The following is a 9,705-nucleotide window of genomic DNA, read 5'->3' as shown; positions in this document are numbered from 1 at the left end:
TCAGCAATATTCAGGTCGGTGTTACTTAGGTTCGCTCTGATCAGTAATGCTTTAGCAAGCTTAGCTACTCTGAGGTTAGCTCCAGTAAGGTTGGCTTTAGTGAGATCAGCTCCAGTAAGGTTAGCTCCAGTAAGTTCAGCGTCATTGAGAGTAGCTTCATGGAGTTTAGCATTCCCTAGGTCAATCTCAATCAAATCAGCGTTTGGGGCATCCAGCCCCCTCATGGAAACACCATAGTTGTTCAAATCTTGAAGGGCTATTACTCTGGCAGGGCTAGTGGGGACTCCGGATCCTGCGGCATTATCAACAATTTGCCATGCCTCATAGATTATCTTTTGTTTGCGTTCTGGACTTTCTAGTATGTAAAAAGATGCTCCAAATAAAAGAGCGAAACCTTCAACATTGTCTACTGTACAGACGAATAATAGTCGCTTTGCCCAACAAGACAAAACTGAGTCTTTAGATGAGCAAACTTGTTCGGTTTGAGTTGTCGTTTGCTGCAATAGACTTAATGCCAGTAGAGCCAAGTAAGCAATAATGAGAGCAACCACTACACGAAACCAAGTCTTGCTTAGACACTTGTTTAATAAGCCAATCACCTGTATCCTTACTTACTAAAAGTCCTTATCCTATTTGCAGTATATAGCAGGTCTTAATTGACAGAGGTAATTTCGTCCTAGGGAGTAGGGAGTAGGGACTAGGGACTAGGTAACTTCGGAATAGCTATACAGCTTTGCCAAAGGGCATTGCCACCATGAGCAACTGCCGTGGTTTCCCATGAGCAACTTCCCGTTGAGATTGGTTTTAGCACTTCTAGCTTATTTGAATTTGTCAATACATGAGTGCGTATTGTTATAATATGCTATAAGCAAAATAGTATCCCCCCCTGCACCCGCGCCCCATAATTTGGTGAAAGGGTATTGCAGCTGTTACCCCCTTCTAGATTGGGGGATGGGTACCTTGGGTGGGATTCTGGAGCTGGTGCTCTAGCCATCAGAATCCCTGGGAATTTCTCCTAGTCAAAAAGCGATGGGTCGTGGAAGGAACCAGGAGCAGGTCAGAGTTGAATAACAAATCAACTATATATAGATTTTATCGTACTTATGAGGGGAAGTCAGTGTCTTGATGCAGTCTGCCAATGGGTGAAACCCTCAGCACAGGGCTGCATCCCTACTCCCTGTTACGAAGTCTCTGCTCCCATTAACCCACAACAAAAGTACCTCAATCAATTGAGAAATGCTATAAGTGATATACTCCCAGGGCACCATCTCATTTAGAGATGATTTCAAGTTAACTTATATTGTCCTAAACTAAGCTGATCTAGCTGGAGGATTATCTTAGACTCTAAGGAAATCAAGCAGTTGCATAATTAAACTAATGCAACCCAGCAGCCACAAAAGATGGTTGTTATGGTCTAACTTATTATCTAACTATTTATATATTTCACTCACGGCAAACGCATCTAAATTCTAGAAGCCTTACTCAAAAGCGATGGAGCTCCTTAATCAGGGGGTTTCCAGTACTCGCTATTGCATCAAGACAAATATTTTTTTTATTTGAAAATTAATCAGCAAAACTTAATCAGCAAAACTTATCCTATGAATCTCATATCCAGTAGGCATTCCAAAAGAAGATGCGTCTACCTTGGTATATCACTAGCTGTGATGCTCGTGCTGGTGTGGAGTCATGGGGCAGTGGCTCAAGAGACTGCCTCAATAAACCCTAAACTGAAGGAAGTCCTGGACACGATCTGGTTGGTGATAGCAGGCTTTTTTATATTTTTTATGAATGCCGGATTCTGTTTATTGGAAACCGGTTTTTGTCGCAAGCAAAATGCGATCAATATTTTAGCAAAGAACCTAGTGGTGTTCAGTATCGCCACCGTAGCCTTCTGGCTTTGCGGAGCTGGATTAATGTTTGGTGGTAACAATCCCTGGATCGGGACTGAAGGGTTCTTTTTTCGTGGCCAGGACATTTTTAACTCCAATGGTTCTGACTCTCTGGCTATGAGGGAAGCTAAGTTTTTCTTTCAATTAATGTTTGCTGGCACCGCAGCAACCATTGTTTCTGGAGCGGTAGCCGAGCGCATGAGATTTTTGAGCTTTCTACTCTTCAGTTTCTTGCTAGTGGGATTTTTGTATCCCATCACCGGACATTGGGCGTGGTCGGAGTCTGGATGGCTGAGCGATATCGCTTTCGGAGGGTCTGGGAACTTAGCATTTTGGGATTTTGCCGGTTCAACGGTAGTCCACACCGTGGGAGGAGCTGCTGGCTTGATGGGAACCATCGCCCTGGGGGCACGGGCTGATAAATATCGTGACATTGAGCCATCAGAGTTCGATAAACTTGAGCCACGACAAAAAACTAAGTTTAAGAAGAAAATTGAACCCTTAAACGGGCATAATACCACCCTTGCCACCTTGGGATGTCTGATTCTCTGGCTAGGTTGGTTTGGGTTTAATGCTGGCTCTACCTTCGAGGCCACTTCCCCCGCCATTCCTCACATTGTTTTAACCACTACTTTAGCAGCCGCAGCTGGTGCAATTAGCTCGATTATCTTTTGCTTTGTCAGATACGGTAAACCTAATCTTGCTTTTATCATCAATGGCATTTTGGGGGGATTAGTTAGCATCACCGCACCCTGCGCTTACGTTAGTTTATTAGACGCAGTAGTGATTGGGGCTATCGGGGGAGGAATTTTTGTGCCCCTTTTTACTCGACTATTAGATTGGTGGGAAATTGATGACCCAGTTGGTGCTATTCCCGTTCACGGTGGTTGTGGATTATGGGGAACCCTGGCGGTGGGATTGTTTAGCATCGGACCAAACACTATAGAAGCAAACAAAGGTTTGGACTGGGCTTACGCTTTTGGAGATGGTCCTGCTCCAGGGGTCTTGCGCGGAGGCAATCCCAGTCAACTGATCGTGCAATTATTAGGTGCTGTCACTGTTATTATTTTTATCTTAGTATTCAGTAGAATTATTTTGTATGTACTTGCTCACGTCATACCTGGTGGGATCAGAGTATCCGTAGATGAAGAAAGAGATGGTTTGGACAAATCCACCTTTGAAGACAAAGTTCAAGATGTTTACCAAAACCAAATCGATAGGTTACGTAAAAAACTAGAAGATTTGGAAAAGATTAGCAAAAACAATTAAATAAAAAACACCCAATGACAAGCTTAGAACCAGGATCTTCTCTGAAAGATGGCGACTATACCATCCAAGGTGAATTAGGAACGGGGGGCTTTGGAAGGACTTACAAATCCACTCGTAAGTTACCCGATGGTCAGGAAGAGATTGTTGCGATAAAAATTGGAAACTATGAATTAAGCGATAATGAACGAAGCAAAAGAGAAGAAAATTTTAAAGATGAAGCGAAGCGACTAAACCAATTTAATCATAACCATATTGTTAAATTCATAGAGTACTTTTATGACAAGAGCATAAAGCGTCCTTGCCTGGTGATGGAATATATCGAGGGAGAGACCCTACAGAAACTCACTCAACCAGGGAATGGAATTCCAGAAGAACAAGCCATCAAATATATTCGACAAGTTGCCAATGCCCTCGAAGCAATGCATGAGGTTAATTTGATTCATAGAGATGTCAACCATCGTAATATTATGGTGAGACATGGAACCGAAGAAGCAATACTGATTGATTTTGGGATCGCCCGGGAATTTGTTCCCGACCGGACAATAGAGCAAACACAACAATGGTCTGAATATTATGCTCCACCCGAGCAACAACTACGCAGCCTTAGAGCAGGCCCACGAGTTGATATCTATGCCTTATCTGCCACCTTCTATTTCTTGTTAACCGGACAGCAACCAGTTAGTACCAAAGACAGGGAATATGAACTGAAAAGATATAGAAAAGAGCCTCAAAAACAAGATGTCAGCAAATTCGTCATTAACAAAATTTTGAGAAGACCAATTCTCAAAGGGATGGAATTAAATCCAAAGCGAAGACCTAAGACAATCTCAGAGTGGCTAAAATTACTAGAGCCTCCACAAGAAAGGAATCGAACTGAGATTTCAAGATGGGTGATTGGAGTTATATTCGGTTTGGTGCTATTAGCGGCTGTTGCTATTCCATTGATAAGTAATCTATTTAATTCAGATAATCCATCTAATTCAGATAATCCATCTAATTCAGATAATCCATCTAATTCAGATAATCCAACAACTACCAGTGATGAATGGACTAAACTTCAAAATCAAGGTTTATCGGCAATTTATGAACTAAAAAAAAACAAAGATGTAGACAACTTCAAAGAAGTACTTAATCTATTTGAGCAAAATAAAAATAACTATCAAGGAGAAAAAGAATTTGAGGAGCTATTTAGTGAACTAACCCGTAGATATGCTCAAGACGTATTAGCTCGAAGCGGAGACCCAGGAGTTCGCAAGGGAATTGAAAAGTTGGAGGAAATTCAGCAAAGGCTAGTTCAGAACTTCGACATCGAAAATCTTCCGGAAGATGATATCATCGCTCAGGAATATAAAGATGTTACTGCTCTTATAGAGAAGATGAAAAAATACCGTAACGGCAACAATTAGGATTTTCATGTCTTATTTAAATAAGAGCCAGTACAATCATCCCCAATAAAGCCAAAGCTGATACAATTATAGAATCACCTTTATTATCCTCAGATAAATCTTCCTGTTCTTCAATCGGTTCTTTAATAGTTTCCCAGCACGCCTCTCTAATGGTTGCACTCCACTCACTACCCATTTCTGAAAACCAAAACACATTAGGATCACCTATAAATGGCTGACGGTTAATGGTTTGCTCTTCACGGTTGACGGAGATTGGGTGACGGTTAATGGTTGAGCCTTGACGGTTGTTTAATGGGTGACGGTTAATGGTTGGCCTGTCAGGGTTATCAGAGTATTGGAACTGATATCGATAAGTCTCACAAATAATTGGTTTCGGCTGATCACCAGTAACGGTATTGTTTTTCTGTGACATCGATTAACACCGGATTCTAAAGGTTGACAACGTAAGCATTCAGCTAAGGCACTACCTGCTGAATGCTGAGTGCTAATAGCTGATTTCTAAGTATCTATATACTTATCGGGGTAATCACCAAGAATTATGCAAGAAATTTTCAAGACCAGTAAGCGGTCAGTGGTCAGCGGTCAGTAGTCAGCTTATTTTATTCAAAAGCACTGTGGCACAGGCTTCCAGCCTGTGACCTAACCTCAGCTTATTTTATTCAAAAGTACTGTGGCACAGGCTTCCAGCCTGTGACCTAACCTCAGCTTATTTTATTCAAAAGCACTGTGGCACAGGCTTCCAGCCTGTGACCTAACCCATAAGCTAATAACTTATAACTAATAGCTGACCGCTGATAGCTGACCGCTGATAGCTGATCGCTTACCTCTCGATAGCATAAGCCTCAACCTCCAAGCGAACCATCTTGACATGAGTTAACCCTTGACTATCTATTGGATAACGCTGGATGTACCTATCCACAACAGTATCCAAAAATGTTTCTCTCAACTCCTGAGGAATTCTATTGGTATAGGGAAACCAGGTTGTTCTTAACCAACCTTTCAATCCCTCCTTGCCTTGATGCTGCATATCCTTAGGAATTAACTGCACACGTTCAGCTTTAAATCCATTTTCTGGTAACCATCTTTGATACTCTTCAATGCCATAAAGCGATGCAGCGCGGTCTTGGGGGTTTCCCCCATGAGCGACTGCATCAAGACAATGAATAGGGAAAGGTAAAGCCTATAAAATACTCTTTCCAGTCTGGAGCAGTGATAATTTCATCTATGATCAGTAGTAATTCCCTAGCGTTACCTTTACCTCCCATCTGAAACAGTAATTTTCCGTGAGGTTTAAGGTGATTACGAATGCCTTTCAAAACTGACACATGGTCAGTGATCCAATGTAAGACAGCATTAGAAAAGACGACATCAAAGCTATGATTTAGGTTAATTGCTTTAGCATCCATAGGTTTAAACTCTAAATTAGGATACTCTACTGGGGGAAATGTCTTCCGAGCTAACTCAACCATGGTCTGGGATGAATCAATTCCTAAAACACTACCCTTGTTAAGAATACTGGCAAATTCAGCAGTAATCTTTCCGTCGCCACAACCAATATCCAGGAGTGTTTCGTTCCCCATTAGTGATAGCTTTTCAATTAGTTCCTTTGCCCATTTGAACTGTGCTGAGGAATTCTTAGCATAATCATCAGCATTCCATTGATTTTGATTGGTCATATTGCGAAAGCGGTCAGTGGTCAGTATTCAGCACTCAGCACTCAGCAGTCAGTGCTCAGGGGTCAGCTATTTTATTCAAAAGCACCTCAAGTAGCGATGCAGCGAGCTCATGGGGGAAACCCCCAAGAGCGACTGCATCAAGACAGGGTGGCACAGGCTTCCAGCCTGTGACCTAACCCATAAGCTGACAGCTGACCGCTGACCGCTGACCGCTTACCCTAAACCTATCGCCTCAAATCAACATAGCGAGTCAGAATCCGAATGATTTCACCTTCGACAGGGGAAGGAATCGGCGGGGTCCACGCTATGACTTCGGCAAAGCGAAGCACGTGTAATTGATGAATCACACTCTCTACACCTTTGGGTACACCACAGGCGAGGAGGCGGACTGGGGTTTTGCCCTGAGGGACATCATAGATCGGAGCTTTGATTAGCTCTGGGAGCGATGCAGCGCGGTCTTGGGGGTTTCCCCCATGAGGGACTGCATCAAGACAGGAACGTGGGTTTACCATGTAAATATCACCTTGTTTCTTTGGTGGTGGAACAGCGATCGCACATCCCGGCCTGTAGAACCTATGTGCGATCGCTTTGTGCTGGCGAGGGAATTGCCAATCACTGTAACTGCGTACTTTTATAGTATATCCTATCTTGGCCAGTTTGTCAACACTTTGAGTTTAAAAAAAAATTATAGAAGTATTATTTTCAACAATTGATGCTGCGAGAGGTTACAATCAAACGTAACGAGCGTTTAGTATGGTAAGAGGTTAAACACTAAAGTGGTAATTCACTGGAAATTGGCAGTAGTAATGGCTGAGCGCAACATCAGCAACAAAGATCTAGCTGAAATAATTGGAAAGCATCCTAACTCCGTTTCCAGGCTTAAACGGCATCGCCGTCTACCTAGAATTGACGAAGATATACTCAACTCCCTGTGCAAAGCACTCAAGTGCCAACCAGGGGACTTGATAGTCTATCAAGAGGATGAACAAGACCCCTAAAACGGGAAATTTACCGGTAATCGGAAATCGGACATCGGAAATCGGTAACCGGTAATCGGTAATTTTCCCTGAGCTTTAGCCATCAGCGCGTTATGGATGGGCCCAAAAGATAGGAACCCCTAGCGGTCTGGTGAATCGTCTCTGCAATTTTTTTAGCCACCTTCTGACTAGTCCAGTAGCTGTCGTGAGCACTACCACCATTTATTAATGCTAAAAATGTCGATTGTATCGGTTTAGCGACATTTTCTAATAATCCAGAACCGTAGGTAAGTACATCTTCAAGTTTGATAACTTTGTCATACTCATCTACTAATTTTGGCAACACTCCTTCTAGGGGCCAAGCAATGGGATCCCCCGGATGTACAAAGTTTTGCCAGGGTAAAGCCACTCCTTGTTGAGTCAGACTTCCGAGTAATTCCTTTAGTTTGGAACTAATATCATGGGTACTGCCATCTCTGGTTTTGCCAACAATATGAATCAGAGTAAATAGGGCAATCGGTGAACCCATGGTATGAACACTAGCCAGAGGAATAGCACTGTCTTGCTCAGATTCGATGCCCAAAATGCTTTTGCGAATCCCCTGAATACTCTGATGACCAGGTATAGTTGGGTCATCCCATCGACTAGCAAACAACACATCAAATAGGATAATCGTTCCCCAACTGTGAGTAACTAGGTGCAAACGGTCTTGATCCTGGTATCCCTCCAATCCCTGATAAGCTTGTTTACTCATCTGCTCAATCGCCAGAGAGCTAACATGTCTGCTGAGGTAGAGAGCTCCGTCTCCAACGAATTGTAAGATTTGCTTTTCACGGAAGTCTCTGAACCAGAACTCATTCCAAGCCTTCGATGCCTTCAATGCTCCTAGGAGTTCCTTCTCCTGCTCAATCACCACATTACCCCAGTAAAGAGGGATCTTTTTGAGTTGAACGGATGGCTCAACATTAGATTGAATCAGATCGAAAAGCTTGTCAGCGTATTCTGGTGTTTCTCGATCTTGGCGAGTATTGACACCATGTATAAACAAAATGTAGTCCGTAGCCACGGAGCAGCCTCTCTTCTATGGAATTTTATAGATGATTCCATCAGTTTATGCGATCGCGTACTCTACCCGACGGCTATCATCTATTTCTGGTAGGGAGTAGGGAGTAGGGAGTAGGGAGTAGTGAGTAGGAAATATGGCATCAAAAATTATCTAAATGGAATTCTTGATCGATGATGTTTTTACAAATAAGTATAAGATGCACCCGATATAATTAATGCCTTCTGTTTTAGATAATAAACCAGGCAATTTATTAGGTTAAAATTAAGCCCTGATTAGGTAGTTTGGTAAAATAGTTTCGCTATCTATCTGTCCCAATTCAATTTGCTTTTGGGTCAGATTTTTAGCTCCTTGGAGGTTAGCCCCTCTTAAATCTGTACCCTGGAGATTAGCTCCCTCTAAATTCGCCTCTTGCAAGTTAGCTTTAATCAACGATGCCCCCTGTAAATTAGCATTCCAGAGAATGGCCTTGTCTAGCTTAGCTCTCCTGAGAAGTGCCCCTTGTAGGTTAGCATCAAATAAGCAAGTGTCTGTCAAGTTAGCTTTAATCAAGTATGCTCCTTGGAGGTTAGCTTGATTACAGTCTGCCCCTTCTAGATTGGCTCCGATCAAACATGCTCCTTTTAGATTAGCCTGATTAAGAGAAGCTCCTTGTAGTTTGGAGCCATTAAGGTATGCCTCTTGGAGGTTTGCTTCTGTTAAGTTTGCCCCCATCAGTGTGGCGTGACGTAAATCAATTTTCTGATCTTCGAGCTCTTTTGAGCTGTCGCGCCTGGCAATAACCGTCAGGGCACCTTGAATATCAATAGGAAGTTTTTGGTCTTCTGTAATGGGAAGAGGACTGCATGAGTCATTGATTTGCTTTTGCATTTCTACATGAACCTTCCAAGGGGACTGATATCGCACTAACGTCGATAAAATATCCATAATTTTCCAGTGGTCTTCCGCAGAAACCTTAGCAATTCGTTCTAGGGCATAAATTCCACCTAGCCGCAGGGCAATCTGATCAGAACTCAGCCACTCCAGAGCATTATTCAAGGATTGAATTATTGCCTTATCTTCTGTAACCCTAGGAGTATTGAGAGTTATACCATTTTTTTCAAAATTTCTCCATAACCCTTTGTTTAAGTAGTAAATTTTCAGCAAAATTCCTAGTCCAATAGCCATTATTACAACTGCTATAAAAAACAAAGTTGGGTCTTTTTGCTCTACTTTATTGACAAAAAAAAATAGTTTATTGAGTTGCGATTGTTCAAGAAAACCCTCAACAAAATTTATGGGAAATACCACAAACCAATATAACGAAGCAATCCCTAAGTAGACTAAGCCACTATACATCAAAAAAACAACCATTCTAAACCGTAAAGGGTGATTGCTGGGGGGGGTTACCTTGAGTTTCATATTTTGTATTTTTTTTAATTAAAC

At 42.2% G+C, this 9,705-nt stretch carries 12 protein-coding genes; 5 read left to right on the top strand and 7 right to left on the bottom strand.

Annotation, left to right across the window (positions count from 1 at the left end; translation table 11 throughout):
• The coding region (locus tag F6K52_RS25870) for a pentapeptide repeat-containing protein (protein ID WP_293084941.1) at positions 1 to 551 on the bottom strand (551 nt) is incomplete at its 3' end.
• A 552-nt stretch (positions 552 to 1,103) separates the two neighbouring features.
• On the opposite strand from F6K52_RS25870, the gene F6K52_RS25865 reads away from it, so the two are divergent.
• The 3 genes from F6K52_RS25865 to F6K52_RS25855 all read left to right on the top strand — a co-directional run bounded on the left by F6K52_RS25865 (position 1,104) and on the right by F6K52_RS25855 (position 4,564).
• Positions 1,104 to 1,277, top strand: a complete 174-nt coding sequence (locus F6K52_RS25865; RefSeq protein ID WP_293084936.1) for a hypothetical protein — start codon at positions 1,104 to 1,106, stop codon at positions 1,275 to 1,277.
• 321 nt (positions 1,278 to 1,598) lie between these two features.
• A complete protein-coding gene (gene amt, locus F6K52_RS25860) occupies positions 1,599 to 3,158 on the top strand; it encodes an ammonium transporter (protein WP_293084933.1) in 1,560 nt (519 codons plus the stop codon).
• Between the two features lie 14 nt (positions 3,159 to 3,172).
• On the top strand, positions 3,173 to 4,564 hold the full coding sequence (locus tag F6K52_RS25855; protein WP_293084928.1) for a serine/threonine-protein kinase: 1,392 nt from the start codon (positions 3,173 to 3,175) through the stop codon (positions 4,562 to 4,564).
• Between the two features lie 16 nt (positions 4,565 to 4,580).
• Here F6K52_RS25855 and F6K52_RS25850 read toward each other — a convergent pair whose 3' ends face one another.
• The 3 genes from F6K52_RS25850 to F6K52_RS25840 form a co-directional block, all read right to left on the bottom strand.
• Positions 4,581 to 4,976: a hypothetical protein gene (locus F6K52_RS25850; RefSeq protein ID WP_293084924.1), complete on the bottom strand. Its 396-nt coding sequence runs from the start codon at positions 4,974 to 4,976 to the stop codon at positions 4,581 to 4,583.
• A 408-nt stretch (positions 4,977 to 5,384) separates the two neighbouring features.
• Complete coding sequence (locus F6K52_RS25845) at positions 5,385 to 5,612, bottom strand: hypothetical protein (protein ID WP_293084919.1); 228 nt, start codon at positions 5,610 to 5,612, stop codon at positions 5,385 to 5,387.
• A 103-nt stretch (positions 5,613 to 5,715) separates the two neighbouring features.
• On the bottom strand, positions 5,716 to 6,240 hold the full coding sequence (locus tag F6K52_RS25840) for a class I SAM-dependent methyltransferase (protein WP_293084917.1): 525 nt from the start codon (positions 6,238 to 6,240) through the stop codon (positions 5,716 to 5,718).
• On the opposite strand from F6K52_RS25840, the gene F6K52_RS25835 reads away from it, so the two are divergent.
• On the top strand, positions 6,229 to 6,411 hold the full coding sequence (locus F6K52_RS25835) for a hypothetical protein (RefSeq protein ID WP_293084910.1): 183 nt from the start codon (positions 6,229 to 6,231) through the stop codon (positions 6,409 to 6,411). The genes F6K52_RS25840 and F6K52_RS25835 overlap by 12 nt on opposite strands.
• Before the next feature lie 53 nt (positions 6,412 to 6,464).
• Here F6K52_RS25835 and F6K52_RS25830 read toward each other — a convergent pair whose 3' ends face one another.
• Positions 6,465 to 6,752 carry a hypothetical protein gene (locus tag F6K52_RS25830; RefSeq protein ID WP_293084905.1) on the bottom strand — a complete coding sequence of 96 codons (288 nt, stop codon included), beginning with the start codon at positions 6,750 to 6,752 and terminating at the stop codon, positions 6,465 to 6,467.
• Between the two features lie 264 nt (positions 6,753 to 7,016).
• On the opposite strand from F6K52_RS25830, the gene F6K52_RS25825 reads away from it, so the two are divergent.
• Entirely contained in the window at positions 7,017 to 7,238 is a 222-nt protein-coding gene (locus F6K52_RS25825) for a helix-turn-helix transcriptional regulator (protein WP_008188939.1), read from the top strand.
• Positions 7,239 to 7,320: 82 nt separating this feature from the next.
• On the opposite strand, the gene F6K52_RS25820 is transcribed toward F6K52_RS25825, so the two are convergent.
• Together F6K52_RS25820 and F6K52_RS25815 are read right to left on the bottom strand one after the other, a co-directional pair.
• Complete coding sequence (locus F6K52_RS25820) at positions 7,321 to 8,283, bottom strand: hypothetical protein (protein ID WP_293084902.1); 963 nt, start codon at positions 8,281 to 8,283, stop codon at positions 7,321 to 7,323.
• A gap of 261 nt (positions 8,284 to 8,544) precedes the next feature.
• Positions 8,545 to 9,633 (bottom strand): pentapeptide repeat-containing protein, encoded by a 1,089-nt coding sequence (locus tag F6K52_RS25815; RefSeq protein WP_293084899.1) that lies wholly within the window; start codon positions 9,631 to 9,633, stop codon positions 8,545 to 8,547.
• Between the last annotated feature and the right edge of the window lie 72 nt (positions 9,634 to 9,705).

Source organism: Moorena sp. SIO3H5 (assembly GCF_010692395.1).
Taxonomy (GTDB): Bacteria; Cyanobacteriota; Cyanobacteriia; order Cyanobacteriales; family Coleofasciculaceae; genus Moorena.
The sequence above is the reverse complement of the archived record's forward strand: the minus strand, read 5'-3'. Positions and strand labels throughout refer to the sequence as shown.

Coding starts and splice junctions, on each gene's coding strand:
- F6K52_RS25865 (WP_293084936.1), top strand. CDS start 1,104: ATGAGGGGAAGTCAGTGTCTTGATGCAGTCTGCCAATGGGTGAAACCC.
- amt (WP_293084933.1), top strand. CDS start 1,599: ATGAATCTCATATCCAGTAGGCATTCCAAAAGAAGATGCGTCTACCTT.
- F6K52_RS25855 (WP_293084928.1), top strand. CDS start 3,173: ATGACAAGCTTAGAACCAGGATCTTCTCTGAAAGATGGCGACTATACC.
- F6K52_RS25850 (WP_293084924.1), bottom strand. CDS start 4,976: ATGTCACAGAAAAACAATACCGTTACTGGTGATCAGCCGAAACCAATT.
- F6K52_RS25840 (WP_293084917.1), bottom strand. CDS start 6,240: ATGACCAATCAAAATCAATGGAATGCTGATGATTATGCTAAGAATTCC.
- F6K52_RS25830 (WP_293084905.1), bottom strand. CDS start 6,752: ATGGTAAACCCACGTTCCTGTCTTGATGCAGTCCCTCATGGGGGAAAC.
- F6K52_RS25815 (WP_293084899.1), bottom strand. CDS start 9,633: ATGGTTGTTTTTTTGATGTATAGTGGCTTAGTCTACTTAGGGATTGCT.